Source organism: Flavobacterium psychroterrae, assembly GCF_018380615.1.
GTDB lineage: Bacteria > Bacteroidota > Bacteroidia > Flavobacteriales > Flavobacteriaceae > Flavobacterium > Flavobacterium psychroterrae.
Genome location: NZ_JAGYVZ010000004.1, coordinates 186119 through 212502, shown reverse-complemented (window position 1 = coordinate 212502; position 26384 = coordinate 186119). Strand labels below are relative to the sequence as shown.

General features: G+C 32.5%; 22 protein-coding genes and 1 pseudogene. 19 read left to right on the top strand and 4 right to left on the bottom strand.

Going from position 1 to position 26384, the window contains the following annotated elements:
* Nucleotides 1-139: 139 nt before the first annotated feature.
* Both KHA90_RS06585 and KHA90_RS06580 read left to right on the top strand, forming a co-directional pair.
* Complete coding sequence (locus tag KHA90_RS06585; protein WP_213296662.1) at nt 140-1036, top strand: LysR family transcriptional regulator; 897 nt, start codon at nt 140-142, stop codon at nt 1034-1036.
* Between the two features lie 73 nt (nt 1037-1109).
* Entirely contained in the window at nt 1110-2075 is a 966-nt protein-coding gene (locus tag KHA90_RS06580) for a YeiH family protein (protein WP_213296660.1), read from the top strand.
* A gap of 64 nt (nt 2076-2139) precedes the next feature.
* Here KHA90_RS06580 and KHA90_RS06575 read toward each other — a convergent pair whose 3' ends face one another.
* On the bottom strand, nt 2140-3048 hold the full coding sequence (locus tag KHA90_RS06575; protein ID WP_213296658.1) for a glycoside hydrolase family 68 protein: 909 nt from the start codon (nt 3046-3048) through the stop codon (nt 2140-2142).
* 176 nt (nt 3049-3224) lie between these two features.
* On the opposite strand from KHA90_RS06575, the gene KHA90_RS06570 reads away from it, so the two are divergent.
* Nucleotides 3225-4223, top strand: a complete 999-nt coding sequence (locus KHA90_RS06570; RefSeq protein ID WP_213296656.1) for a zinc dependent phospholipase C family protein — start codon at nt 3225-3227, stop codon at nt 4221-4223.
* A 377-nt stretch (nt 4224-4600) separates the two neighbouring features.
* On the opposite strand, the gene KHA90_RS06565 is transcribed toward KHA90_RS06570, so the two are convergent.
* Nucleotides 4601-6688, bottom strand: a complete 2088-nt coding sequence (locus KHA90_RS06565) for an LTA synthase family protein (protein WP_213296654.1) — start codon at nt 6686-6688, stop codon at nt 4601-4603.
* A 197-nt stretch (nt 6689-6885) separates the two neighbouring features.
* On the opposite strand from KHA90_RS06565, the gene KHA90_RS06560 reads away from it, so the two are divergent.
* From KHA90_RS06560 to hisIE, 12 genes and pseudogenes are all read left to right on the top strand, one after another.
* The gene (locus KHA90_RS06560; RefSeq protein ID WP_213296652.1) at nt 6886-7551 is read left to right on the top strand and encodes a response regulator transcription factor; all 666 of its coding nucleotides are present in this window, start codon (nt 6886-6888) and stop codon (nt 7549-7551) included.
* The gene (locus tag KHA90_RS06555) at nt 7552-8952 is read left to right on the top strand and encodes a sensor histidine kinase (protein WP_213296650.1); all 1401 of its coding nucleotides are present in this window, start codon (nt 7552-7554) and stop codon (nt 8950-8952) included.
* Nucleotides 8953-9262: 310 nt separating this feature from the next.
* Nucleotides 9263-10120 carry an ATP phosphoribosyltransferase gene (hisG, locus tag KHA90_RS06550; protein WP_213296648.1) on the top strand — a complete coding sequence of 286 codons (858 nt, stop codon included), beginning with the start codon at nt 9263-9265 and terminating at the stop codon, nt 10118-10120.
* A gap of 103 nt (nt 10121-10223) precedes the next feature.
* Nucleotides 10224-11507, top strand: coding sequence for a histidinol dehydrogenase (hisD, locus tag KHA90_RS06545; protein WP_213296646.1), 1284 nt, complete (start codon nt 10224-10226; stop codon nt 11505-11507).
* A gap of 148 nt (nt 11508-11655) precedes the next feature.
* Nucleotides 11656-12702 carry a histidinol-phosphate transaminase gene (hisC, locus tag KHA90_RS06540; RefSeq protein WP_213296643.1) on the top strand — a complete coding sequence of 349 codons (1047 nt, stop codon included), beginning with the start codon at nt 11656-11658 and terminating at the stop codon, nt 12700-12702.
* Between the two features lie 6 nt (nt 12703-12708).
* Nucleotides 12709-13296 carry a hypothetical protein gene (locus tag KHA90_RS06535; protein WP_213296640.1) on the top strand — a complete coding sequence of 196 codons (588 nt, stop codon included), beginning with the start codon at nt 12709-12711 and terminating at the stop codon, nt 13294-13296.
* 283 nt (nt 13297-13579) lie between these two features.
* Nucleotides 13580-14716, top strand: coding sequence for a bifunctional histidinol-phosphatase/imidazoleglycerol-phosphate dehydratase HisB (gene hisB / locus KHA90_RS06530; protein WP_213296637.1), 1137 nt, complete (start codon nt 13580-13582; stop codon nt 14714-14716).
* A gap of 103 nt (nt 14717-14819) precedes the next feature.
* Nucleotides 14820-15413, top strand: a complete 594-nt coding sequence (gene hisH, locus KHA90_RS06525) for an imidazole glycerol phosphate synthase subunit HisH (protein WP_213296634.1) — start codon at nt 14820-14822, stop codon at nt 15411-15413.
* A 120-nt stretch (nt 15414-15533) separates the two neighbouring features.
* A complete protein-coding gene (hisA, locus tag KHA90_RS06520) occupies nt 15534-16289 on the top strand; it encodes a 1-(5-phosphoribosyl)-5-[(5-phosphoribosylamino)methylideneamino]imidazole-4-carboxamide isomerase (RefSeq protein ID WP_213296632.1) in 756 nt (251 codons plus the stop codon).
* Between the two features lie 186 nt (nt 16290-16475).
* A pseudogene (locus tag KHA90_RS06515) lies at nt 16476-16724 on the top strand (NIPSNAP family protein); the annotation flags it as partial.
* Nucleotides 16725-16831: 107 nt separating this feature from the next.
* The gene (gene hisF, locus KHA90_RS06510) at nt 16832-17587 is read left to right on the top strand and encodes an imidazole glycerol phosphate synthase subunit HisF (RefSeq protein ID WP_213296630.1); all 756 of its coding nucleotides are present in this window, start codon (nt 16832-16834) and stop codon (nt 17585-17587) included.
* A gap of 348 nt (nt 17588-17935) precedes the next feature.
* Entirely contained in the window at nt 17936-18535 is a 600-nt protein-coding gene (gene hisIE / locus KHA90_RS06505; RefSeq protein ID WP_213296628.1) for a bifunctional phosphoribosyl-AMP cyclohydrolase/phosphoribosyl-ATP diphosphatase HisIE, read from the top strand.
* Nucleotides 18536-18786: 251 nt separating this feature from the next.
* Here the strand turns inward: hisIE and KHA90_RS06500 are convergent, their stop codons facing one another.
* A complete protein-coding gene (locus KHA90_RS06500) occupies nt 18787-19485 on the bottom strand; it encodes a carbohydrate-binding family 9-like protein (RefSeq protein WP_213296626.1) in 699 nt (232 codons plus the stop codon).
* 178 nt (nt 19486-19663) lie between these two features.
* Between KHA90_RS06500 and KHA90_RS06495 the strand changes: the two genes are divergently transcribed.
* A complete protein-coding gene (locus KHA90_RS06495; protein ID WP_213296624.1) occupies nt 19664-21319 on the top strand; it encodes a M1 family metallopeptidase in 1656 nt (551 codons plus the stop codon).
* A 269-nt stretch (nt 21320-21588) separates the two neighbouring features.
* The gene (locus KHA90_RS06490) at nt 21589-21798 is read left to right on the top strand and encodes a hypothetical protein (protein ID WP_213296622.1); all 210 of its coding nucleotides are present in this window, start codon (nt 21589-21591) and stop codon (nt 21796-21798) included.
* A 205-nt stretch (nt 21799-22003) separates the two neighbouring features.
* On the opposite strand, the gene KHA90_RS06485 is transcribed toward KHA90_RS06490, so the two are convergent.
* On the bottom strand, nt 22004-23548 hold the full coding sequence (locus tag KHA90_RS06485; RefSeq protein WP_213296619.1) for a hypothetical protein: 1545 nt from the start codon (nt 23546-23548) through the stop codon (nt 22004-22006).
* 155 nt (nt 23549-23703) lie between these two features.
* On the opposite strand from KHA90_RS06485, the gene KHA90_RS06480 reads away from it, so the two are divergent.
* On the top strand, nt 23704-24879 hold the full coding sequence (locus tag KHA90_RS06480) for a 2-isopropylmalate synthase (RefSeq protein ID WP_213296615.1): 1176 nt from the start codon (nt 23704-23706) through the stop codon (nt 24877-24879).
* 122 nt (nt 24880-25001) lie between these two features.
* On the top strand, nt 25002-26120 hold the full coding sequence (gene leuB, locus KHA90_RS06475) for a 3-isopropylmalate dehydrogenase (RefSeq protein WP_213296613.1): 1119 nt from the start codon (nt 25002-25004) through the stop codon (nt 26118-26120).
* Nucleotides 26121-26384: the final 264 nt, after the last annotated feature.

Sequence of the window (26384 nt, the reverse complement as noted above, 5' to 3'; positions counted from 1 at the left end):
TAAATACTCCGTTAGGAGTTAAATGTTGGTAGAATAAATATAGAAAATCAATAAATTTGTCCCGTAGGGACTACACTAATACATTAATATTAAATTCGCGTAAATTAGTGAAATTAGTGTTTCTTCAAAATAATAAAAAATGGATTTCAGGCTAAAAGTATTCTACACCGTTGCACTCCGCTTAAACTTTACAAAAGCGGCAACTGAATTATACATTTCACAGCCAGCAGTTTCAAAACACATCCAGGAACTTGAAGAAACCTATAAAACCAAGCTTTTTGAACGCAACGGTTCTAAAATTGCCTTAACTCCGGCAGGAGAAATTCTCTTAAAACACACCAAAAAGATATTCGAAATCTATCGTGAAATTGACTTTGATATGAGTTCATTTATCAACGAACGACAAGGTTTATTGAGGTTAGGCGCAAGCACAACCATTTCGCAATATATTATTTCTCCGGTTTTGGCACGTTTTCATCAAAAGCAAAAAGAAATCAAAGTCAATTTGCTCAACGGAAATACCGAACAAATCGAAAATGCCTTAATCAATAAAGAAATCGAAATTGGCATTGTTGAAGGACAATCTAAAAATCAATCGATCAAATACATTCCGTTTTTAAAAGACGAATTGGTTTTGGTTTGCAATACCAAAAATCCTTTCTTAAAGCAAAACGAAATTTCATTAGAAGATCTAAAGTCAATGAAATTTATAACCCGTGAACGCGGATCAGGAACACTTGAAGTTATAGAATTTGCTTTAAAACAAGTAGACATAAAAATAACCGATTTACAAATCGAAATGCAATTGGGATCTACAGAAAGTATAAAATCTTATTTATTAAATTCTGATTGTTTTGCGTTCATGTCAATACAAGCTGTAGATAAAGAGCTTAGAAATAATGAATTAATAGTTTTAGATGTAGCCAATTTATCAATCGAAAGATACTTTTACATCATCACTTTATTAGGAAAATCAGATTCTTTATCAGAGCTTTTTATTCAAAACATTTCTTCTTACTATAACTTAGCGTTATAGTCGATTGTAATTTACGATTGGCAATTATCGTATAAACAGCAGACCTTTGTAAGGAAATATCAAATTCCTTATTTTGAAAACGCAACAACAAACATCGACACATTTATTCCAGATTAATCTTTATGCACAACAGGCAATATTTGCTTTAATAATTGCATTGTGTTTATTTTCGATTATTTCTCCGCCAATTGCTTTATTATTAGGCGTGGTAATGGTCAATGTCTTTGGGAATCCGTTTGTAGAATTTAATGCAATAGCGATAACTTATTTATTACAATTTTCAGTTATAGGTTTAGGCTTTGGGATGAACGCTACAGCAGCAATTTCGGCAGGAAAAGAAGGTTTTTTACTAACGATATTCTCCATTTTCAGCACTTTAATCTTGGGAACATTTTTAGGAAAATGGTTAAAAACCGACAAAAAAACCTCTCATTTAATTTCATGCGGAACTGCAATTTGTGGCGGAAGTGCCATTGCAGCAATTTCTCCCGTAATTAAATCAAACGAAAATCAAACGTCAATTGCATTAGGAGTTATTTTCATCCTAAATTCTATAGCATTATTTATTTTTCCGTTCATCGGACATCAACTTGATTTATCTCAAAAAGAATTTGGTTTGTGGTGCGCAATTGCCATTCACGACACAAGTTCTGTGGTTGGCGCCGCCAATAAATACGGAGCCGAAGCGTTGCAAATTGCCACAACCGTAAAATTAGCCAGAGCATTATGGATTATTCCAATTTCACTTTTAACAGCAGTAATTTTCAAAAACAAATCTCAAAAAATCAAGATTCCTTATTTTATAGGTTTGTTTATTCTCGCAATGCTTTTAAATTCGTATGTTCCTGCAACCGCAATTGTTGCACCTTATTTTGTCACTGTTGCAAAAATTGGCTTAACAATCACTTTATTTTTAATAGGCGCAACTTTAAATATAAATACGTTAAAATCAGTAGGAGTAAAGCCTTTGTTACAAGGAGTTATTCTATGGGGATTTATTGCAGCTTTAGGATTAGCTTCAATTTTATATTTGAATTAATGGATAAAAAATGAAATTATTTTACATTTGAAAACTTCACAATAGGCTTGCCAACAATGTTATATTATTTTCCTTTAAAGGAATAATGTCGTTCTATTGAAAAATTAAATTGTTTTTTAGTTTTAGCCATTTCACTTATTTCTTTTGGCACATCAATCTCATATTCTTCATCTTCGCCCTTAAATTTTCGGTAAAAACCTGTTGTTGTAATCGTAAAATCCCTAAAATATTTTTTATTACTATCATTTACAATTTTATAAGAACTTGACCATGTTGAGCCGTCCCCGGTATTCGACAATGCATAATTATCTACTTCCATTAAAGGTTGGTATTTTCCATCAAAACCTACAATTAAATATAAAAAAGCATTATAAGGAGCACCCGCGCCGCCGTTTGCATGAATCATTGTAAACGCATATTGATCCTCGCCAATTTCTATTAATTTTGGAGTTGGAGCCTGAGCAAACGCACCAAAAGCAGCAATTGCTGGCTGAAACGATCTCATTTCCCAGACTTTATCATTTTTGGCAAACTTAGCTACACCAACAAGACCGCCGGAAAATCTTCCGGTTTGCAATCCGTCTTCATCATAAACAGAATGATTAAAAAGCAATAATTTAAACTGATTTCCTTTTGAATCTGTGTAAGCAATATTGTCAAGAACTCTTGTAGCAACACCTCTTTCATAAGGAAAATCCTGATCGCCTTCAACGCCATTTGCATCATTGTATGGAGTTGCTTTACACTTTTTACAATTCCAGCTTATAAATGTATTACGATCATCTAATTTATATAATTTACCCGGAAACAATTTCTGCATTGTTTTTACAGCATCAAAAGGGTCAGATACTTTTAAAGTCCTTTTAGTATTTAAGATTGTATCGCTAACATTCTTGAGTTGGATGATATCATCTTGCGCCAAACAAATTGAAGAAAATAATAAAAAAACGATACAAAAACGGATTAGGCGCATATTTTTAGAATTTAGAATAAAAAACAGCACGAATTTACAAAAGAAACTTTCAATATGAACTAATATCACTAATATCGTTTAAAATTTATACGAAATTAAATTAACATAATCTTTTCAGGTATTCTTTTGAATTATATTTAAAAAAAATAAATTTGCAGTTCAAACAAAATACAAAAATGAAAAACTTTAAAATGAAACCAAAACTAATCGCATTATTCGTATTAGCTATTGGATTTTTGACACTATCCTGGGGAATCGTTGGTCACGAACGCATCAACAAAGCCGCTGTTATGGCTTTGCCTCAATCAATACAAGTGTTTTTTTACAATCACATTGATTTTATTACACAAGAAGCATCAGTTCCGGACATTCGTAAATATGCTTTAAACTATAAAGATGAGAACCCAAGACATTATTTTGACATGGAAAATTTTGGAGCTGTAGACAGTATTCCACAATCTATGGAAGCAGCAAAGAAAAAATACGATGCTAAATTCTTGAATGACAACGGTATTTTACCATGGTATATTGAAGATATGATGGCAAAACTAACAAAAGCGTTTAAAGATAAGAACAGAGCCGAAATTTTGTTTCTTGCTGCAGATCTAGGTCATTATATTGGTGATGCACACATGCCGCTGCATACTTCTGCTAATCATGATGGACAATTAAGCGATCAAAAAGGGATTCACTCACTTTGGGAAAGCAAACTTCCTGAGTTATTTGCTAAAAATTACAAGTTAAATGTTCCTCAGGCAGTTTATTATGAAGATGTTCATAAAGAAATCTGGAAGATGATCAACGACACACATAGTTTTGCTCAGCCATTATTAGACATTGATAAAAAACTAAGAACGGCAACTCCGGAAAATCAAGTTTTTAAAATGGATGCTGATGGAAAAGTATTGAAAAGCAAATACAATACAGCTGTTTTCTCTGATGAATATGCAAAGAAACTGCACGAACAATTGAACGGAATGGTTGAAAGCCAAATGAGAAAAGCCATTACAGCAACAGCAAGTTTCTGGTATACGGCGTGGGTAAATGCAGGAAAACCGGATTTAAGCGGTCTTGATGCGCCGGCGGTTACACAAAGAAACTACCAGGCTTTAAAAGACGATCAAAAAATGTTCCAGCAAGGTGATCTTTTCGGAATGAGAAATCAGAACGACTAGAAATAGTTCTCAGTCTCAGTTTTACAGACTAAAGCAGTTTTTAGTCTCAGTTTTACAGACTAAAGCAGTTTTTAGTCTCAGTTCTCAGACAAAAACAATAAAAGCCTCAAATTTTAATGAATTTGAGGCTTTTATTTTTGCTTAAAATTATGTGGGATTTAAACATCAGAATAATAGAAAAGAGACAAGAAGCGAGATAATAGAAAAGAGACAATAGAAAAGAGACAAGAAGCAAGAAGCAAGACAATAGAAAAGAGACAAGAAGCAAGACAACAAAAAATAAAAATCCGCGTCAAACAGTTCAAATCCGTGTCATCCGTGTGCCATTTTCTCCAACATACACAAAACCTACGAACTCATAATTTTGGAATTTAATTTTACTTCTGATATTGCTTCTTTTTCAACATATCAGAAGCCGTTTGATAGAAAGAAATTGTTTCGTTAATCAAATCAGTTCTTTTCGTTTTTAGACACTTTTCATTATAATAAATCTGATATTCCGGAGCAATTCCGGGTTTAGGATTAATTTGCAAATCAAACTGTTTTACTTGTTGTTTAGGCGATAGAACCGTTAGAACATTATCTTTTATCAAACCCAGATCCTGATAAGTTGCAATAAAAGCCCTCGGTTTATAATCCGGTTTTAAAACATCCTCACCAAAAAATTTACTTTCATAACTAAAATGCAATAATCCAAAAAGTGTTGGCATTAAATCAATTTGCGACATCAACTGATTGTATTTTGCAGGTTGCGCTACAGGATCATAAATAAAAGCCGGAATCCTGTATTTATCTAGCGGAAGTTGCGTTTTACCCGCACTCGAAGCACAATGATCTGCAACAATAACAAAAACAGTATTCCTGAACCAAGGTTGTTTACTCGCCATTGCAAAGAATTTTCGCAAGGCATAATCCGTATATTTTACCCCGCCATCACGAGATTTGATATCACCCGGAATATCAATTTTATTATTGGGGTAGGTGAAAGGCCTATGATTACTCACCGTCATAATATGATTAAAGAAAGGTTTATTTTCCTTCGCTTCGGCATTCATAACCTTAATCGCCTTGTTGTACATATCTTCGTCACAAACACCCCAAACATTTGAAAACGTAATTTCTTCAGGTGAAAAGCTAGCTTTATCAACAATTTCATAACCATTTCCAGAGTAGAAATCCTGCATATTATCAAAAAATGCATCACCGCCATACATGAATTTCACGTTATAACCTCGTTGTTTAAAAAGCGCTCCTGTCGAAAATTTATTTTTATTGTCTTCTCTTTTCAAAACACTTTCACCCGGAGTTGGAGGCAAACATAAAGTTACCGCTTCAAGACCGCGAACAGTTCTGTTTCCTGCAGCATAAAGATTGGTAAATTCTAAACTTTTCTGTTTTAAACTATCTAAAAAAGGCGTGATATTTTCCTTGTTTCCGTATGTTTTCATAAACTCGGCACTATAACTTTCTATAGTAATCAAAACCACATTTTTATGATTTTCTGCAGAATCGCTCGTTATTTTTCGGATAGTACTTTCTCCTGAAATGGGCAATTGATGTTTTAAAATACCATAAGCCTTCTCGTTTGAAAGCGTTTTGTAAAACTTAAAATAGTCAAGTTTGTTGTTCTCAAAAGCAAGGTAAAATTTATATAATCCGTTAGCTTGTAGTTCATTCACAAAAACATTTTTAGAATTTTCTGTTTTTGCCAGAGTCGGAATCGCAATCAAAGAGATTAAAAACAAACCCAGATAAATGCCGCTAATTTTCATCTTTTCATTCAACGACGGAATCTCATTGATATAATTCTTAGATTTTTTCAGAATAAAATAGGTAACAATTCCCGTTACTAAAAACAACGCAGAAAATATCGGGATAACCGGATAAGACTGCATAATGTTTCCAATAACTTCATTAGTGTAAATCAAATAATTAACTGCAATAAAATTGTATTTAACGCCAAATTCATTCCAGAAAAAATATTCACTCAAACCGTTTTGTAAAATCAATAAAACGTATAAAAACAACACAAAAGCAAACAGCCAATATCTGATTTTGTCTCTTAATTTTGGAACAAAAAGCATAAGTGCAAAAAGAGCCGTTTTAATTCCGATAAAAATCAAAACAATTCTTGGCAAAGCACCGCCATATTCATCCAGAATACTTTTTCCCGAAGCGATGTATAGAAACAAAGCAATAAAAAAGCCCAGAATAATATAGCCGTAAGGTTTGTTGTATTTACAATTTGAAATAAAAATCAGATACAGCCATAAAAATAAACTGGCGATCACAAAAACAAAAAAGTCTGAAATAAGACCCAAACTAAAGATCTTTATACTTTCGATTATTGTAAACGAACTTTGAGTTATTGGATGAAAAAATAAAACGATTCGTAAAACAAAGCTTACGATAAAATAGAATAATGCAAGATTGTAAAACGGAGAAAACTTCTTGTAAAATGTCATGAAATTAATTTTTCACAAAATTAATTCTGATTCATTAGTTCCAGATGAAGTTATGCTTTTACCTTGCTTACGGTTAACTTAATGTTTACTTAAGATAAAGTTGTTTGCGTTATTATCGTGATTTTAAGCAGTTTCAAAGTCGTAAAATATTTATCTTTGAATAATAAAAAAAGGATATAATCTTAACAAACAAATAAATGCATATATTAATAGTTGAAGATGAATTGGGTATCGTTCAGTTTTTGCAACAAGGTCTGCAAGAAGAAGGATATCAGGTTACCACAGCAAATGATGGCTCAAAAGGCTTTGAATTGATTCAGACTCAAAAATTTGATTTGATTTTATTAGATTGGATGCTTCCAAAAATCAACGGATTAGATTTATGTAAAGCCATAAGAGTTAAGGATCAAACAACTCCCATAATTTTTTTAACAGCAAAAGATACTATTCAGGAAACTATTGAAGGATTAAAAGCCGGAGCCAATGATTATATCAAAAAGCCTTTTAGCTTTGAGGAATTAGTAGAAAGAATAAAAATTCATTTTCGAAATCAAAAAGGTTCAGAAATATTGACTCTGGGAACCATAAAGATTGATTCATCCAAACATGTTGTTTTTAAAAATGACGAAGAAGTATCACTCACACAACGTGAATTTGAATTATTGACCTATTTAGTTAAGAATAAAGGAAAAGTTTGTACCCGTAACCAAATTTTAAAAGATGTTTGGGAGATCAATTTTGAATATGACACAGGAGTAATTGATGTTTTTATGAATGCGATTCGAAAAAAACTTAATTTGAAGATTGAAGAAGATTATATTAAAACAATTCGCGGTATTGGTTATATCGCTAACGACTTATAAATGGCACAGCTTTCCTTTAAAAACAGAATTGCTTTAAATTATATTATTACAACAGGATTGCTGATTGTAGCGGTATTTTCGGTTATTTATTCTATTGTAAAACACACCGTTTACAGCCATATAGATGAAAATATTAAGGTAGAAATTCACAATCATCTTGAAGAAATTAAAGAAGTTAGGGGCAAAGTAATCCTTATTGATGAAGAAGAATGGAAAGAACGCGAGCATAATACAGTTGATGTAAATCCTGTTTTTGTTGAGTTTTTAGATCTAAATAAAAAAATTATTGAAAAAGCCCCAAATCTTAAAACCCAAACCCTTGAATTTAATGATAGTGTTCAGGATTTTGAATTATTTGATACTAAAATGGGGGATCACGCTATCAGGCAAATTCAGGTTCCGCTTCATATAAAAAACAAAAAAATAGGATATATAATTGTTGCAATGTCTCTGGCAGATTCTACAATGGTTTTAGATAATTTGTTTGACATCATGTGTTTGTCTTTTTTGGGAATCTTATTATTATTGTTTTTTATAGCACGTTTTTTTGCCGGAAGAAGTATAAAACCTATAAATGCAATAATTAATACTTCGAAAATTATTACCAAAGACAATTTAAAAACGCGGATCCAGCTTCCCAAAACAAGAGACGAATTATACACCCTTTCTAAAACCATAAACAATTTGTTAAACCGAATTGAAGACGCTATGGAACGTGAAAAACAATTCACATCAGATGCTTCTCATGAGTTGCGAACTCCTTTGACAGTTATTAAAGGAACTCTTGAAGTTTTAATTCGTAAACCGCGTGATAACAAGGAATATGAAGAAAAAATAAACTATTGCATTAATGAAGTAGATCATTTAAATACGTTAGTAGATCAGCTGCTTTTAATGGCAAGATTTGAAAATCAAAAAAAGAATGTTGTTACGGAATCGGTTTATTTAAATTCATTGGTTTTGGACGTTTTAACACTGAATTCAGAGAAAATAACGAATCAAAATATTAAGATAAAATTTGATGCTCAGGAAGATTATTATATTGAATCAGATCATTTTTTAGTGATTACAATTCTTAGAAATATTATTTCTAATGCAATTAAATACTCTAATAAAGACGGAGAAGTAAATGTTATACTTTCCAGACAAAATGAAAAAATAAACTGCAAAATTTCAGATAACGGAATCGGAATTGCAAAACAGGATTTAGAGTCGATTTCTAATCCGTTTTTTAGATCAAATTCAACAGATCATCCTGAAATTAAAGGTACTGGATTAGGATTATCCATTGTAAAAAGAATTACAGAGTTGCTTCATATTAAGTTCAAAATCGAAAGTGAAATAGAAGTAGGGACAACGGTGATTTTGAGTTTTAACGAAAAGATGCAAACGTTATCTTAGATTTAAAAAATAAGGATAGAAACTATGCTTCAGCTTTTTTTTAACAATAAACTATCGTTAAGTTAAATTAAAAATTGTTTTTTCATGAAATTAACTAGTATATTTGCAAACGAATCAAAGAATTATAAAACAAACCAAGTCATGATTTCTATTCAATTACATCATCATCATTTTCATAATTGCTCTCAGGCGATGTGTTAATGGTATGCATGTAAATCATCATATTTTAAAACCCGTTTGAGTACATCAAACGGGTTTTTTAATTCCTATTCTTTGTACTCAGACTATTAATTCAACAAAAACAAAAAAAATGAGTACGTTAAAAATTGCAATTCAAAAATCAGGTCGTTTAAACGAAGACAGCATTCAAATTCTAAGAGATTGCGGTATTTCTATCAACAACGGAAACGATCAGTTAAAAGCCGAAGCTTCAAATTTTCCTTTAGAAGTTTTATACCTTAGAAATTCAGATATTCCACAATATTTAATTGACGGAGTGGTAGATCTGGCGATTGTAGGAGATAATCTTTTAGTAGAAAAAGGAAAACATATTGAAGTAATTCAAAAACTTGGATTTTCAAAATGCAAAGTTTCTGTTGCCGTTCCTAAAACCTTTGAGTACAACTCTATTCAGGATTTAGCCGGTTTACGTATTGCAACTTCTTACCCCAATACAGTAAACGAATATTTCAATTCTTTTGGATTAAAAGTTGATATTCACCAAATTTCAGGTTCGGTAGAAATCGCCCCAAACATAGGTCTTGCCGATGCAATTGTTGATATCGTTTCAAGCGGAAGTACTTTATTCAAAAATAATTTACGTGAAGTAGAAGTAATCCTGAAAAGTGAAGCAGTTTTAGCTGTTTCACCAAAGGTTTCTCCTGAAATTCAGAAACACATAGATACTTTAAAGTTTAGAATTCAGGCAGTTTTAAGAGCCAGAAATTCAAAATATATCCTGATGAATGTACCAAACGATAAAATTGACGAAATTGGAAAAATTCTTCCCGTTTTAAGAAGTTTAACCGTTTTGCCATTAGCTCAGGAAGGCTGGAGCAGTGTTCACTCGGTAATTGACAAAGACACTTTCTGGGATGTAATAGACAAATTAAAAGAGGCTGGAGCCGAAGGAATTTTAGTTTGCCCAATTGAGAAAATGGTTCTTTAGAGCTTTGCTCGCTTTAGGCTACAGGCAATATGCTTTAAGCCCAAAAAAGACACAGTTAAAAAAGCTTAAAGCCTACAGCTTATAGCATAAAGCAAAAAAAAAAATGAATAAAATTGACAATCCAAAACCAGATACCTGGTCAGAAATATTAAAAAGACCAACCAAAACGATCGATGATATCGAAGTTACGGTAAAAGAAATTTTTAAAGAAGTTCAGAAAAAAGGAGATGAAGCCGTTGCAAAATATACTTCAATCTTCGATGGAATCGCTTTAGAAAATTACGAAGTTTCACCAAAAGAAATTCAGGAAGCCGTAAATTCAATTTCAACCGAATTAAAAGAAGCGATTCAGTTAGCAAAAGGAAATATATTAAAATTTCATACTGCGCAAAAAACAGATAAAATTTCAGTTGAAACTATCGAAGGGGTTAATTGCTGGCAGGAAAAAAGACCAATTCAGAAGATTGGTTTATACATTCCCGGTGGAACCGCGCCTTTATTTTCAACCGTTTTAATGTTAGCAGTTCCGGCAGAAATTGCGGGCTGCAAAGAAATTGTTTTGTGTTCGCCGCCAGATAAAACCGGAAAAATAAATCCTGCGATTTTATACGCTGCTAATTTATGCGGAGTAACTAAAATCTTAAAAGTAGGCGGAATCCAGGCAATCGCCGGAATGACATTCGGGACAAAATCAATTCCTAAAGTGTATAAAATTTTCGGACCCGGAAATCAGTTTGTAACCGTGGCAAAACAATTGGCAACACAATTTGGCGTTGCAATTGATATGCCGGCAGGACCTTCAGAATTATTAGTCGTAGCTGATGATACGGCGATTCCTGCCTTTGTCGCTTCAGATTTGTTGTCGCAAGCAGAACATGGAACTGATAGTCAGGTGATTTTAGTTTCGACTTCAAAAAAACTGATTGATGCCGTTGAAAAACAAATTCAAATTCAGGTTGAAGTTCTTCCACGAAAAGAAATTGCCAAAAAAGCAATTGAAAATTCAAAATTAATTTATGTTGAAAATGATCAGATCGCTTTAGATTTAATCAACGAATACGGACCGGAACACTTTATTATTTGTTCTGAATATGATGATTTTTATTGCAACGGAATTGTAAATGCAGGTTCGGTTTTTATTGGAAATTATACGCCGGAAAGCGCTGGCGATTATGCGTCAGGAACAAATCATACGCTTCCAACTAACGGATATGCCAAAAATTACAGCGGAGTAAATCTGGATAGTTTTATGAAATCAATGACCTTTCAGAAAATATCTGAAAAAGGAATTCAAAACATCGGGAAAGCGATTGAAATTATGGCTGAAGCCGAAGGATTGCAAGCGCATAAAAATGCTGTTACATTGAGGTTGGCGAGTTTAGAATAAAGAGAATAGATTATAGAAGAAAGATGCAAGAAGCAAGAATAGAGAAGCAAGAATAGAGAAGCAAGAATAGAGAAGCTAGATTTATAGGATTTGACGTAAGTCTATTTTCTTGTCTCTTGATTCTTTCCTCTCCTTAAAAATAAAAAAAATGGAATTCGATATAAATACAATAACACGTGAAAACGTAAAAACATTAAAACCATATTCGTCTGCGCGTGATGAGTTTGAGGATTTTGATACTGCGAAAATGATTTTTTTGGATGCCAATGAAAATCCGTTCCAGAACGGTGTGAATCGTTATCCGGATCCGCAGCAGAGTTCGGTTAAAGCGATTTTAGCGAAGAATAATAACGTAAAATCAAGTCAGATTTTATTAGGAAACGGAAGCGACGAAGTTTTGGATTTGCTTTTCAGAGCTTTCTGTGAGCCAAAAATTGACAATATTATTTCGTTGCCGCCAACATACGGAATGTACAGCGTTCTGGCTAATATTAACGCGGTCGAAAACAGAGAAGTTTTACTTTCAACCGATTTTCAGCCGCAAGTAGAAAAGATTTTAGACGCCATTGATGACAATACAAAAATCATCTTTTTATGCTCGCCAAATAATCCAACAGGAAATTCTTTTTTAGATGAAAGTATCGTAAAATTGCTTCAAAATTTTAAAGGTTTAGTTGTAATTGATGAAGCTTATATTGACTTTTCAGGTAAAGAAAGCTGGTTGACAGAAATCGATACATATCCAAATTTAGTTATTACACAAACGTTATCAAAAGCGTATGGTCTTGCCGGAATTCGTTTAGGAATTTGTTATGGTTCTGAAGTTGTAATTTCAGTTTTAAACAAAATAAAACCTCCGTACAATGTAAACGAATTAACGCAGCAAAGAGCAATTCTTCGTTTGAATGATTTGGATAAAATAAAACAGGAAATAGCTTCTATTATTGAGCAAAGAGAAGAGTTACTTAAAGTTTTACTTGATGTAAGTTTTGTTGAAAAAGTTTATCCAACCGAAGCAAATTTTGTGTTAGTAAAAGTTGATGATGCAAATAAAAGATACGATCAATTAATTGCAAAAGGAATCGTAATTCGTAACAGAACAACTCAGCCTTTATGCGAAAATTGTTTGCGCTTTACGATTGGAATTCCAGAGGAAAATGCAGTTTTGATAAAGGAATTGAAACAATTAAACTAAAAGTAAGTGAGTGATATAGATTATTTAATTAAGCAATTAAATTTATTAATTGGATTTTTAGATGTTTCTGATGAAGAAGTTTATAACCAAATAAAAAAACATGACCGTTTTAATGTTGGATTAACTATTGAACAGTTATATGAAAATGATTTCGATAATTATAGAAATCATATAACAACTTCAGCTTTGTTGTTAGGTTTTTCTCATTTTGAAGATTATTTAACTAAATGCATTATAAAATATTTAAGTAATAATCCTGATAAAAATGATATTAAAGTATCTCTTAAAACTATTAGAGAACAAGGTGATAATCTAATTTTATTAGTTGCTGTTGAACAAGCCAAGAGATTAACTTTTTCTGAAAAAATAAAATTTATTGAGAAAAATATGAAAGGTTTAACTGCATCAATTATAACGGAAATAAAATTTGTAAATGATGTACGTAATTGTTTGATGCACAACAATGGTCTAGCGGATAATCGATTAAATCCAAAATATTCAGTAGGGCAGAAAATACTTTTAAGTTCTGGAGAAGTAAATGGATTTGGACTTAAAGCAAGGGAATTGGCTGATCAAATATTGGATAATATCTAATTTTTAAAATTAAGTAATATTTGTCAAAACAGATGTAATAGTTTTTTAAACTTGTAGAAAAAAATATCTCGTTACCAGTTGCGTGAGGGATTGAGGCGATATCCTTTTGTGAAGAGAAACGGAACAAAAGATATAGCCGAAAGCCCGACCCGGAGGGACACGCCCAAAATATTAACCACAAAGTTCGCAAGGATTTAAACTAAGAACGCAAGTTTTTGCCATAGATTAAAATGATTAATAGATTTTAAATTAGTGAAATTCGTGGCAAACAAAAAAATATAATATGAAAAAAGTACTTTTTATCGATCGTGACGGAACGATTGTTTTAGAACCTGAAAATTTACAATTAGATGCTTTGGAAAAAATAGAATTTTATCCAAAAGCGTTTCAATATTTGGCTAAAATTGCCAGTGAATTAGATTACGAATTAGCAATGGTAACCAATCAGGACGGACTTGGTACGGATAGTTTTCCGGAAGATACGTTTTGGCCAACGCAGAATTTTATCTTAAAAGCCTTTGAAAATGAAGGAGTTTTGTTTGATGATATTTTTGTAGACAGATCTTTTCCTGCCGATAATGCACCAACTCGCAAACCAAGAACGGGAATGTTGACAAAATATTTGAATAATCCGGAATATGATTTAGAAAATTCATTTGTTTTGGGAGATCGTTTGACAGATGTTGAACTGGCTAAAAATCTGGGCGCAAAAGCCATTTTCATGAATATGACGGACGGAGCTGGAAGCAATGAGATTTCGTCGAAACGTGAGGAATTAGATAATACAATTGTTTTACAGACAACTAGTTGGAAAACAATTTATGAGTTTTTGAAACTTGAAGCACGTTCGGCTTCGATTACTCGTAAAACAAATGAAACGGATATTTTTATAGACCTAAACCTTGACGGAACTGGAAAAAGTAAAATCGAAACCGGAATCGCTTTTTTTGATCACATGTTAGATCAAATTGCACGTCACGGTCAAATGGATTTGGAAATTCTGGTAAAAGGCGATCTAGAAGTCGATGAGCACCACACGATTGAAGATACTGCTATTGCTTTGGGTGAAGTTTTCGCAAAGGCATTAGGAAATAAATTAGGAATCGAACGTTACGGTTTCTGCTTGCCAATGGACGATTGTTTAGCGCAAGTAGCAATTGATTTTGGCGGAAGAAACTGGCTGGTTTGGGAAACGGAATTTAAACGTGAAATGGTGGGCAAAATGCCAACAGAAATGTTTTATCATTTCTTTAAATCATTTTCTGACGGCGCAAAAGCCAACATCAACATCAAAGCCGAAGGAACAAACGAGCACCACAAAATTGAAGCGATTTTTAAAGCTTTTGCAAAAGCGATAAAAGTAGCGGTGAAAAGAGATACGGAAAAGATGATTTTACCAAGCACAAAAGGAATGCTTTAATAAGTCAAAAGTTGAAAGTCATAAAGTTGAAAGATTTCATAAATTATGGATATTCAGCAGAGACTTTAAGACATTAGACTTTACAACTTTAAGACTAATATAAATGAAAATAGTAATTATAAATTACGGAGCAGGAAATATTCAGAGCATTATGTTTGCTATTGAAAGGCTTGGTTTTAAAGCTGTTTTGAGTAATAATCCGGAAGAAATTCTGGCGGCTGATAAAGTGATTTTTCCTGGTGTTGGAGAAGCGAGTTCAGCAATGACAAAACTTCGTGAAAGCGGTTTAGACAGTTTGATTCCGACTTTGAAACAACCTGTTTTGGGAATTTGCCTTGGAATGCAATTAATGTGTAATTCATCTGAAGAAGGAAATACCAAAGGGTTAGGGATTTTTGATGTTGATGTCATTAAATTTACATCGAAAGTAAAAGTACCGCAAATGGGATGGAATCAGATTTATGATTTAAAATCGGATTTATTTAAAGGAATTAAAGAGAATGAATTCATGTATTTGGTACATAGTTTTTACGTTCCAAATTGCGATGAAGCTATTGCTACGACGAATTATGAACTGGAATATGCATCGGCTTTACAAAAAGATAATTTTTACGGAACTCAGTTTCATCCCGAGAAAAGCGGAGCAGTTGGGGAGAAGATATTGGAGAACTTTCTTAAATTAAATCCCAATTTTTAAAAATTCCAAATTCCAATTGCAAAAAATCAATATCAAAAATCAATAGCAATTGCAATATCAAAAATCAATTTCAATTTTTAGAATCTAAAATCTAAAATCAGAAATCTAAAATAACAAAACATGAGAATAATACCAGCCATAGATATCATTGACGGAAAATGTGTTCGTTTATCCAAAGGGGATTATGACACTAAAATAATTTACAACGAAAATCCGCTTGAAGTGGCGAAATCCTTCGAAGCACACGGAATCGAATATTTGCATTTAGTAGATCTTGACGGTGCAAAATCGAGCAAAATTGTCAATTATAAAATTCTGGAACAAATTGCAACACAAACCGGTTTGAAAATTGATTTTGGAGGTGGTTTAAAATCAGATGAAGATTTAAAAATTGCTTTTGAAAGTGGAGCAAACCAAATTACGGGCGGAAGTATTGCTGTAAAAAATAGGGCTATTTTCGAAAAATGGATTTCAGAATATGGTTCGGAAAAAATTATTCTGGGTGCCGATGCCAAAGATGAAAAAGTAGCGATTTCAGGCTGGTTAGAAGATTCAAATGAAGATTTGATTCCGTTTATTAAAGAATACATGAAAAAAGGAATTGATTACGTAATTTGTACTGATATAGCAAAAGACGGAATGTTGGAAGGGCCAAGTTTTGATTTGTATGAAAAAATATTACATCAGGGAAATATAATTACAGACGATAAAACAATTTCTAGAAAAGTAAAATTAATTGCTTCCGGCGGAATTTCAACTTTCGAAGAATTACCAAAATTAGCCGAATTAGGCTGTGAAGGAACAATCATTGGAAAAGCGATTTATGAAGGTAGAATTACTTTGAAACAACTTGAAAATTATATTTTAAATAAATAGATAATTTCGCAAAGATGCACAAAGTAAAGCACAGAGATTCACTAAAATCTTTGTTAAGCTCTGTGGAAATCTTAGAGAATCTCTGTGGAATAACTGAAAACAGCTCATTTAAAAAATAAAATTATGATAACTTGTCACTTAAAATACGTTATAGATCCTTATTAATTAGCCGTTTTTGAGGATTACGGTAAAAGATGGATTAAAATCGTAAATCGTTTGGGAGGAAAGCATCACGGTTATTTTATGCCATCTGAAGGAGCGAATAATATTGCTTATGCATTGTTCTCTTTTCCGAGTTTTGCTGATTATGAGAATTATAGAAAAGCAATGTTTTCAAAAGACGATCAGGAATGTGTAGAAGCTTTTAAACTTGCAGAAGACACAAGGTGTATTATAAGTTACGAAAGAACGTTTTTAAGTCCTGTATTCGAATAAAAAAAACTAGAGAATTTCACAAAGACGCACAAAGTAAACGCAAACATTCACAAAATTTTGCGTAGCTCTGCGAAATCTTCGTGAATCTCTGTGAAACAACTAAAAAAATGTTAGCAAAAAGAATTATTCCTTGTTTGGATATAAAAAACGGAAGAACCGTAAAAGGCGTTAATTTCGTGGACTTGCGCGATGCGGGAGACCCTGTTGAACTGGCAGAAATTTATTCGGCAGAAGGTGCTGATGAATTGGTTTTTCTGGATATTTCGGCAACGGAAGAACGCAGAAAAACCTTGGTCAATATGGTGCGAAGTGTTGCGGAGAAAATCAACATTCCGTTTACGGTTGGCGGTGGAATTTCGTCTGTTGAAGATGTGGAGATTCTGCTGAATAATGGCGCTGATAAAGTTTCGATTAATTCATCGGCAGTAAAAAATCCGCAGTTGATTAATGACTTGGCTCAGAAATTCGGAAGCCAATGCGTTGTGGTTGCGATTGACGCGAAACAAATTGACGGACAATGGATTGTGCATTTAGTAGGCGGGAAAGTACCAACAGAACTCAATTTATTTGATTGGGCAGTTGAAGTGGCAGAACGTGGTGCAGGAGAAATTCTATTTACCTCAATGGACAATGACGGAACTAAAAATGGTTTTGCAAACGAAGCTTTGGCTAAATTATCAACTTTAATTAATATTCCAATAATTGCTTCTGGTGGTGCAGGAAATATTCAGCATTTTGTAGATTCGTTTAAAGTGGGAAAAGCTGACGCTGCTTTGGCTGCGAGTGTTTTTCACTTTAAGGAAATTGAGATTAAGGATTTAAAAGAAGAATTGAGAAATAATGGGATTGAAGTAAGGTTGTAAAAGTTAAAATCTAATTTTTAAATTCCAAATTCCAATTGCAGTATCAAAAATCAATATCAAAAATCAATTTAGGATCTAAAATGAAAATAATATAGAATCTATGGGGGATAATGGATAAAAATTCAATTAAACACATAGAAACATAGATTTTATGATTTTAAAAAAAAGTACATCAAAAGAAACTCGTTTCTCACACATAGCTATCTTTGTTAATGCAAGTGAAATGCTTTTTTTAAGTTCAATAATGCTATGTATCTATGTGTTAAAAATAATTCTAAAATCTCAAATAATAAATAATCATAGAGTGCAGCAATTTAAAATCTAACCTCTAAAATCTAAAATAAAAAAATGAACGTAGATTTCACAAAAAATACAGACGGATTGATTCCGGCAATTATTCAGGATTCAGAAACAAAAAATGTTCTGATGCTGGGATATATGAACGAAGAATCGCTTCAAAAAACTATCGAAACTCAAAAAGTCACTTTCTTTAGCCGTTCTAAACAAAGGCTTTGGACAAAAGGCGAGGAGAGCGGAAACTTTTTGAATCTTGTTGATATTAAAAATGACTGCGATGGTGATACACTTTTAATTCAGGCAAAACCTATTGGACCAACTTGTCATACTGGGGCAGATACTTGCTGGCAAGAGGAAAACAAAGAGAATTATGGTTTTCTTTCAAATCTTGAAAATACAATCAAAGTTCGTAGAGAAAATGCCGATTCAGAGAAAAGTTATGTGGCTTCGTTATTCGAAAAAGGGATCAATAAAATTGCTCAAAAAGTTGGGGAAGAAGCTGTAGAAGTAGTTATCGAAGCAAAAGATGATAACGATGATTTATTCCTGAGCGAAAGTGCCGATTTATTATTTCACTATTTGATTTTATTACAGGCAAAAGGTTTTCAATTGAATGATGTTGTCGATGTTTTGAAAAAGCGTCAGAAGTAATTAAATAACCCGTTGGGTGTAACTAATAAAAGTTCAATTTAACACATATTCCCGATAAATATCGGGAATATGTGTTAAAAATAATTACACTCCACGGGTTAATTAAATAGATTTTTAACTTACTTAAATATGTCAGAATGAGCGGAGTGGAAGTCCTGTTTGCCAAATCACTTTGCGGGACCTCGACTCCGCTTGGCCTGATAATAGTTCAGTTTCGATTAACCACTTAACCAAATAAACGATTAAACTTTTCACTCCACAAACTCAAAAACCGCAAATTCTTCCGTTTGATGAAAACCATGTTTTGAACTCTTATATGGCTTTAGAGCAATATATTCAGTTATGTTACCGAAATCAATTCTAAAAGCGTTTCCCTTCCATTTTGTCCCGATTTTTGGTTTACTAAAATTGCCGTTTTTTATATTTTTTAAACTAGAAAATGGAATCTTAATTTCGGTATTAAAACCTTCCGCAGTTATTTTGCTTTGAGTTTCTAATCCTGCAATATCAAAAGCCGTTGTTGTACTCCAGCCTCCGCAAACAGGGGAAATACATTTAAGCAACATATCATAATTGGAAGAAAAAGCATTTACTCCAATTTCTACATAATTTTGACCGTCACCATCAGGATCGATAAAAATTTCGACTAAATCATCTGTACTAAAAACTGGAGAATCTTTTTTCTGAGGTTTTCCTATTATGTTAGAATCGGTGGAACGATAGGCGATATATAGGCTTTCGTCATTCCACGAAAGTGAAACATAGGTATTTTGAGTGGCTTTTTCTCCTGAATTATGAATCACGAAGGGACCCAAAAAAGGAGTTTTCCAATCTGATAAATCTCCGTCGATACTAATTATCTCATTTGTTTTATAGACTGGAATACTTTGGGAATGATTTATTGTCGGACACATTAGACTTATAATGACAATGATTTTACTAATTTTCATAAAATACAAATGAAATTTGATTGGCTAAAATAACAAAGAATAAATGATTTAACATTAAATCTCATCATTAGAGATTGTAAAATGAATTAAAAATTGATTCGATTGTTTACATTTGTTGGAAGTTAAAGTTAGTTGAAATACCTTTTTTATTTTGATTAAAAGAAAATATTTACTTCGTATGAAAAAATACTTTGGTGGCGTTTTTATCGCCTTTTTGTTTGGTTTTACAGCCAATGCACAAGGACTTTTGAATAAGTCTGAAACGGTTTTTACACATCAGGACTCTTTACGCGGAAGCATCACAAAAGAAAGAGTTTGGTGGGATTTGAAATATTATCATTTAGATGTAAAGGTAAATCCAAACGACAAAACTATTAGCGGTTCAAATACAGTTCGTTATACTGTTTTGACAGAGAATAACAAGATGCAAATTGATTTGCAGGAACCAATGCAGATCTCCAAAGTGACTCAAAACGGAAAAGAATTGAAGTTTGAAAGAGACGGAAATGCTTTTTTTATTCAATTGGCTGAAAAACAAAAAATTGGAGAAACTAAAGAAATTATAATCTCATTTGGAGGAAAACCGAAAGAAGCAATTAAACCACCTTGGGATGGCGGAATTACCTGGAAAAAAGATAAAAACGGAAAAGATTTTATTGCCTCTTCATGTCAGGGTTTAGGCGCAAGCGTTTGGTGGCCAAACAAGGATCATATGTATGATGAAGTAGAGAATATGTTGATTTCTGTGAATGTTCCCGGAGATTTAACGGATGTTTCAAATGGAAGATTACAAAGCGTTAAAAAAGAAAAAGACGGTACAAAAACATTTAATTGGTATGTTGCAAACCCAATTAATAATTATGGTGTCAATATTAATATTGGTGATTACGTTAATTTTTCAGAGAAATATAAAGGAGAAAAAGGCGATTTAGATTGCAATTATTATGTTTTAAGAGATAATTTGGCTGTAGCCAAAGAGCAATTTAAAGATGCTCCAAGAATGCTTAAAGCTTTTGAAAACTGGTTTGGACCTTATCCTTTTTACGAAGACAGTTACAAATTGATCGAAGCACCTTATTTAGGAATGGAGCACCAAAGCAGTGTAACGTACGGAAACGGTTTTAAAAATGGTTATTTAGGACGTGATTTAAGCGGAACAGGCTGGGGATTAAAATTTGATTTTATTATTATCCATGAATCCGGACATGAATGGTTTGCAAATAATATTACCTATAAAGATATTGCAGATATGTGGATTCACGAGAGTTTTACCAGTTATTCTGAAAGTCTTTTTGTGGAGTATTATTACGGAAAAGATGCCGGTGCCGAATATGTAATTGGCTGTAGACAAGGTATCAAAAATGATAAACCAATTATTGGTAATTATGATGTAAATAATGAAGGATCAGGCGATATGTATCCAAAAGGCGCTAATATGCTGCACATGATGCGTCAGATTATTAATGATGATGCAAAGTGGAAATCAATTTTGAGAGGTTTAAACAGTACTTTTTACCATCAAACGGTTACCTCTAAGCAAATTGAAGATTATATCAATACACAATCAGGAATTAATTTTAATAGAGTTTTTGCCCAATATTTGACAACAACTCAAATTCCGGTTTTTGAATATATCTTTAAAAACGGTGCTTTAGGATATCATTGGACAAATTGTGTGGCAAAATTTGATATGCCGGTAAAAGTAACTTTAAACGGTCAGGAAATTTGGTTAAAACCTACGACTGAATGGAAATCAGAGAAAACAAACAGCGATGAACGAAAAGTTGAAGTGGACAAGAATTTTTATGTAACAAGTTCTAATATTGTTGAATAAAGGCTCATAAATTCCAATATTTTAAAATCCAAATTCCAATTAATTGGAGTTTGGATTTTTTTTGCGGTTAGTAAACCTGACAGTTTTTAAAACCTGTCGGGTTTGTTGTTTTATGCCATTTGTGTTTTCGATTATTTTTGTACGAATATTACGTTTTATTTTATAACTTAGACCACAATGATCTGGATTTAAGTGAGTTAATTCAGATTAGTTAAATAAGCGTAATCCGAAAAGCTAAAGAGTAGGAAAACAAATCAAATCAAACTATTATGAAAAATTTGAAAAACCTAAGAAACGTTGAAATTTTGTCTAAAAATGCTCAGAAATTTATAATGGGAGGAGTTACTCTGCCGTATGTAAATCCAACAATTGGTTTGTGCGACAGATTATGTGGTGAAGCTGGTGGAGTTTTATCAAATACTCCCGGGCGTGGAGATATTTGTTTAGAAGGAACATCAACTTGTTGCTATTGCAGATAATTAAAAACTCATGAGAGTTTGTCATTTCGAAGAATGAGAAATCACACAAGATATTCGACAAAGATTGGCGATATTCATTGCCGAGTTTCTGATGTGATTTCTCCTTCGTCCAAATGGCAAAAAGCGCGAAACCCGACAGGTTTTAAAACCTGTCGGGTTTGCTATTGATTTGAATTTGGAAATTTAGATCTGAAATTTTAATTTTTTATCGGCTATTCAATTTTGCTTTTTCTCTAATAATATCAGCAATTTTTTTATTTTCGATTTTACTTTCAAGCCAGGAAATAATATCGAGATAAAGAAACGCTCTTTTCTCGTAAGTGTTTTTCTCTAATTCGATAAAACGCAAGCGCATTTTAATAAATTCCTTTTTAATATCCGCAGGAAATAAATTATTCAGGTTTCTTAAAAACTTGATAATTTCCTTTTGAACTTCATGCAAGTCGTTCATTTTGATTAGAAACTTATAAGTATTTTTCAGGTGATTTTCTAAATAATAATCTTTTCCTAGTTCATAATGTGCAATCAAAGACAATAATCTCGCAAAACACATTAAATCCTCACGCATTGATAAGTTCTTGTTGTTGATAATCTTATCTAAATAATGAATACATTCCGTATACTTTTCATTTCCAAAATAAATCGAAGCAATCTTATAATAAAACAACATTTCGTGATGTTCGTCAAGATGTTCGTTATGGATTTTAATTTTATCCAAAATTTCAGGAATCAGGTATTCGCTTTCGGCAAAAGTACCTTCCAGAATGTGCAGATTCAGTTTATTGTTGTAAACGTATAGAAATGATAGCGATGCAATGTTATCGTTTACCGGAAATTTATCATCATGAATTGTTTTCTCTAAAAGAGTTAGATATTTCTTGAAGTTCGATTTATATTTCAACATATAAAGGGACTCCAGAAAATAGTGATTTCCCTTTAAGAAAAATACAGGATTCTGATAAATCATGTTTGGATTATCATAAAATAATGTCACCCATTTATACGCATATTTATAACTGGCAAGAAAATCCTGAACCAGGAAACTTCGCCATAGATTCGCATTATAAAACCAGTATTTCTCACGAAAACCGAATTTGGTTTCGTCTAATTTTGCAATATGTTTGTTGAAATAATCATCAATGTATTTGTATTCATCATCATTTTTTACGTATCCCGTCTTCAGCATGATTCCGTAAAGCTGTAGCGATAAATTCGATAATTTACTTGAAATAGTATTTCGATAGTTCAGTTCTTTTGCCTGAATAACCAATTCATCGGCTCGACCCTGAATACTTCGGGTAATATATTGCGATTCTATTAGTTTTTCGAATTCTACAATCTCATACGCCATATATTTTTCATCATTTTCAAGCGCAATGATTTTTGTCTTATCCAGAATTTTCAAACTCTGTTTATACAATCCTTTATTATATAAAATACCGGCAAAATCTATTTGTTCACGCAATTGATACCGAATATTCTGACTTGGAATATTCAATCTGATACTTACCAAAATTTGTTTGTATAAGTATGATTTTAAGTTAGATAACTGAACTTTTTTAATGATTCCGCTCTTAAGGATAAGCTTTTCATCGTAAGTTTCGGATTTATCTAAAATATTAAATAATTCGATGAATTTCGTATTTGAACTCGTTTCTAAACGGCTTGCAAAAATCTTAAACTGTCTTTTTTCAGATTTAGAAAGAGATTTAATCAATACAAATAAGAAATCTTTTTGATGGTTAGCCATTGTAAAATATAATAATGTAACTTATTGATTTTTAGTTATTTAATACGTTATAAATTGTGTTATGAACAGTATAATTTCATTAAAATGAATTTCGTACTGAGGAAGTACAATATATATTTGTTATCAAGATGTGAAATTACATTAAATAAATGAATATGAATAGAGAGAAAGTTCAAATTTTTGACACCACTTTGCGCGACGGCGAACAAGTTCCAGGATGTAAGTTAGATACGAAACAAAAATTAGTTATCGCAGAACGACTTGATAAAATGGGAGTTGACGTTATCGAAGCAGGTTTTCCTGTGTCAAGTCCGGGCGATTTTTTATCGGTCTCTGAGATTTGTAAAATTGTAGAAAACGCTACCGTCTGCGGACTGACAAGAGCTGTAAAAAACGACATTGATGTTGCCGCAGCTGCTTTAAAGCATGCTAAAAGACCTAGAATCCACACAGGAATCGGAACATCTGAATCTCATATACTCCATAAATTAAATACCACAAGAGAAGATATTATTACCAGAGCAAAATATGCCGTATCACACGCAAAATCTTATGTAGAAGATGTTGAGTTTTACGCTGAAGATGCCGGAAGAACTGATAACGCTTTCCTTGCAAAAGTTTGTGAAGAAGTGATCAAATCCGGAGCTACCGTGTTAAATATCCCAGATACAACTGGATATTGTTTACCGGATGAATACGGAGCAAAAATTAAATATTTAATGGAAAACGTAAAAGGAATCGAAAACGTAATCCTTTCATGTCACTGTCATAATGATTTAGGAATGGCAACTGCAAACTCTATTGCAGGTGCTATAAATGGAGCAAGACAAATAGAATGTACTATTAATGGTATTGGTGAAAGAGCCGGAAATACAGCTCTTGAGGAAGTGGTAATGATTTTCAAGCAACATCCTTACTTAAACTTAGATACTAACATTAATACAAGAGAATTGAATGAAATGAGCCGATTAGTTTCTGAAAGTATGGGAATGATGGTTCAGCCAAATAAAGCTATTGTGGGAGCGAATGCTTTTGCGCATAGTTCAGGAATTCATCAGGATGGTATAATTAAAAACAGAGCAACTTACGAAATCATGGATCCGCTTGATGTGGGTGTGAATGAATCTTCGATTATTTTGACAGCAAGAAGCGGAAGAGCAGCATTAGCTTATCGTGCTAAAAAAGTAGGTTACGAGCTTACAAAAGTACAACTAGACCTTGTATACATTGAGTTTTTGAGATTCGCAGACATTAAAAGAGAGGTTATAGATGAAGATATTCATCAGATAATTGAAGCTTCTAAAATTCAGGACGAATTAATTAGAAATTAGTTGAGAAGAGAATAGAGAATAGAGCTTAGAAAGTAGAAGAAAGAACAAAGAACAAAGAACAAAGAAGAAAGATAAAAGATAAAAGATAAATAAAGATTTAAATACATAAAGAACGAGACGTTATGAATTTGAAAATAGCAGTTTTACCAGGAGACGGAATTGGACCGGAAGTAGTTGCACAGGCAAAAAAAGCGTTATACGCGATTGGTGAAGTGTACAATCATGAATTTGTTTTTGAAGAAGCGCTCATGGGAGCAATTGCCATTGACAAAACAGGAAATCCATTGCCGGAACAAACTTTAAATCTTTGTTTAAACACAGATGCAGTTTTGTTTGGAGCTATTGGAGATCCTAAATATGACAATAACCCAAATGCAAAAGTTCGTCCGGAGCAGGGATTATTGAGACTTCGTAAAGAATTAGGTCTTTTTGCGAATATTCGCCCTATAAAACCTTATAAATCATTACTTGATGCTTCTCCTTTAAAAAGAGAAATTATCGAAGGTGCTGATTTTACTATTTTCAGAGAATTAACAGGTGGAGCTTATTTTGGAGCCAAAACATTAAATGAAGAAGGAACACACGCTTCAGATTTATGTGAATATTCAGAAGAAGAAATTACCAGAATTGCACATTTAGCTTTTAAATCGGCACAAAACCGACGTAAAAAGTTAACTATGGTAGACAAAGCCAATGTTCTGGAAACCTCAAGATTATGGAGAAAAGTAGTTCAGAAAGTGAGCGCGAATTATCCTGATGTAGCTTTAGATTTTTTATTTGTGGATAACGCAGCCATGCAGATTATTTTAAATCCAAAACAATTTGATGTGATTTTGACAGAGAATTTATTTGGAGATATTTTATCAGATGAAGCAAGTGTTATTACAGGTTCTATTGGTTTATTAGCTTCGGCATCTTTAGGAGAAAAAAATGCTTTGTTTGAGCCAATTCACGGTTCTTATCCTCAGGCAAAAGGAAAAAATATTGCCAACCCAATTGCTTCCATTTTATCTGCTGCAATGTTGTTAGAACATTTTGGTTTATTCAAAGAAGCAAATGTAATTTATCAGGCAGTTGAAAAAGCAATTGAATATAAAGTGGTTACGGTTGATTTAAAATCAGATTCAAAATTCGGTACAAATGAAGTAGGGGAGTTCGTTTCTAATTTTATTTTCAGCAAAGACGACTTATTATATTTTAATAATGACAATGTTCATATCGGACAATCAACAATTGTTTAAAGTTTTTATTAAAATAATGATATAAATAACAAGAAGTATGTGAAATGTTGAGATTTTATTTTTTTAGTCCTGTAAGTTTCCATACTTTTGTGACACTAAAAAATAAATGATGCAAATCTCAATTATTATTACTTCTGTCGTTGTTGTCAATGTGATTCACACATATGCATCGGGAATGGTATAAATATAATTGAAAAACTATATTACAAACCTTCCAAATACTGGAAGGTTTTTTTTTGGAATAAAAATAAAATAAAATAATAC

Excerpts from the sequence above, each read along its gene's own strand:
- hisIE (WP_213296628.1), top strand. The coding sequence starts at position 17,936 with ATGAACGTAGATTTCACAAAAAATACAGACGGATTGATTCCGGCAATT.
- KHA90_RS06500 (WP_213296626.1), bottom strand. The coding sequence starts at position 19,485 with ATGAAAATTAGTAAAATCATTGTCATTATAAGTCTAATGTGTCCGACA.
- hisF (WP_213296630.1), top strand. The coding sequence starts at position 16,832 with ATGTTAGCAAAAAGAATTATTCCTTGTTTGGATATAAAAAACGGAAGA.
- KHA90_RS06490 (WP_213296622.1), top strand. The coding sequence starts at position 21,589 with ATGAAAAATTTGAAAAACCTAAGAAACGTTGAAATTTTGTCTAAAAAT.
- hisD (WP_213296646.1), top strand. The coding sequence starts at position 10,224 with ATGAATAAAATTGACAATCCAAAACCAGATACCTGGTCAGAAATATTA.
- KHA90_RS06570 (WP_213296656.1), top strand. The coding sequence starts at position 3,225 with ATGAAAAACTTTAAAATGAAACCAAAACTAATCGCATTATTCGTATTA.
- KHA90_RS06485 (WP_213296619.1), bottom strand. The coding sequence starts at position 23,548 with ATGGCTAACCATCAAAAAGATTTCTTATTTGTATTGATTAAATCTCTT.
- KHA90_RS06585 (WP_213296662.1), top strand. The coding sequence starts at position 140 with ATGGATTTCAGGCTAAAAGTATTCTACACCGTTGCACTCCGCTTAAAC.
- KHA90_RS06480 (WP_213296615.1), top strand. The coding sequence starts at position 23,704 with ATGAATAGAGAGAAAGTTCAAATTTTTGACACCACTTTGCGCGACGGC.
- hisG (WP_213296648.1), top strand. The coding sequence starts at position 9,263 with ATGAGTACGTTAAAAATTGCAATTCAAAAATCAGGTCGTTTAAACGAA.
- KHA90_RS06560 (WP_213296652.1), top strand. The coding sequence starts at position 6,886 with ATGCATATATTAATAGTTGAAGATGAATTGGGTATCGTTCAGTTTTTG.
- KHA90_RS06555 (WP_213296650.1), top strand. The coding sequence starts at position 7,552 with ATGGCACAGCTTTCCTTTAAAAACAGAATTGCTTTAAATTATATTATT.
- KHA90_RS06575 (WP_213296658.1), bottom strand. The coding sequence starts at position 3,048 with ATGCGCCTAATCCGTTTTTGTATCGTTTTTTTATTATTTTCTTCAATT.
- KHA90_RS06565 (WP_213296654.1), bottom strand. The coding sequence starts at position 6,688 with ATGACATTTTACAAGAAGTTTTCTCCGTTTTACAATCTTGCATTATTC.
- hisC (WP_213296643.1), top strand. The coding sequence starts at position 11,656 with ATGGAATTCGATATAAATACAATAACACGTGAAAACGTAAAAACATTA.
- hisB (WP_213296637.1), top strand. The coding sequence starts at position 13,580 with ATGAAAAAAGTACTTTTTATCGATCGTGACGGAACGATTGTTTTAGAA.
- KHA90_RS06495 (WP_213296624.1), top strand. The coding sequence starts at position 19,664 with ATGAAAAAATACTTTGGTGGCGTTTTTATCGCCTTTTTGTTTGGTTTT.
- hisH (WP_213296634.1), top strand. The coding sequence starts at position 14,820 with ATGAAAATAGTAATTATAAATTACGGAGCAGGAAATATTCAGAGCATT.
- hisA (WP_213296632.1), top strand. The coding sequence starts at position 15,534 with ATGAGAATAATACCAGCCATAGATATCATTGACGGAAAATGTGTTCGT.
- leuB (WP_213296613.1), top strand. The coding sequence starts at position 25,002 with ATGAATTTGAAAATAGCAGTTTTACCAGGAGACGGAATTGGACCGGAA.